Source organism: Vibrio sp. 1580 (assembly GCF_033340055.1).
The window spans coordinates 1-769 of record NZ_JAWOVT010000214.1; the positions used below are offsets into that span (position 1 = coordinate 1).

The following is a 769-nucleotide window of genomic DNA, read 5'->3' on the forward strand; positions in this document are numbered from 1 at the left end:
TATTGACAGTAGGTTAGAGGTGTAACCATTTTATAAATAAGGTGATTAAGTTCGCTTTTTGAACAGTGCCTTCTACCTCTTAGGAATAATAGGGGTATTATGAATATAGGTTTAGCGTTGTGGCTTTCCAAAATAAGAATTGATGTCATTTGAAGATATAAAAATATCTTCAGAAGAAATTAATTGTCGCTCTATTAAATAGTTGAGAACAGTTATCAATTATTTTAGAGCTAAGGAAAGAAAAATATGGGCAATATAAAATTGACCATAGTGACAATGCTGAAATTTCTCTTCGCCTTTGCCATCTATGGTTTTTCTATCTCCGCCCATGCGATTTCATCAGAGCCTGTTGAGGGTGCACAAACCACTCGCCATCAAGTTGAGCTGATTCGTGACCGAGACTACAAATGTCTTCAATGTCATAAGGATGCCAAAGAAACTCTGAATTTGTCGCATGAGCCAGAAGCGCTGCTTAGCCTAGGTAAAACACTGAATTGCACAAACTGTCACAGCAATATCGGGCCAGATCACCGTGAAGGGGCACCTGATGTGATCAAGTTTGCTGCTGCGCAGTCAAAAGCAGTGCATGACAAGGTTTTTCTTGATCCAAGCACCATTCTCCAAGCGAATAGCCAGTGTGTAGATTGCCACGCTCCAACTCAGTTGAGAGAAAGTAATTGGACGCATGATGTTCATGCTAAAAATTTGACCTGTTCAAATTGTCACGATGTTCACGCTGCCAAAACGAAAGCGCTTTCTTACGACAGAA

General features: G+C 40.1%; 1 protein-coding gene. It reads left to right on the plus strand.

The features are described from left to right. Nucleotides 1-246: 246 nt before the first annotated feature. On the plus strand, nucleotides 247-769 hold a 523-nt coding region (gene nrfB, locus R7093_RS25100), incomplete at its 3' end, for a cytochrome c nitrite reductase pentaheme subunit (protein WP_318147002.1).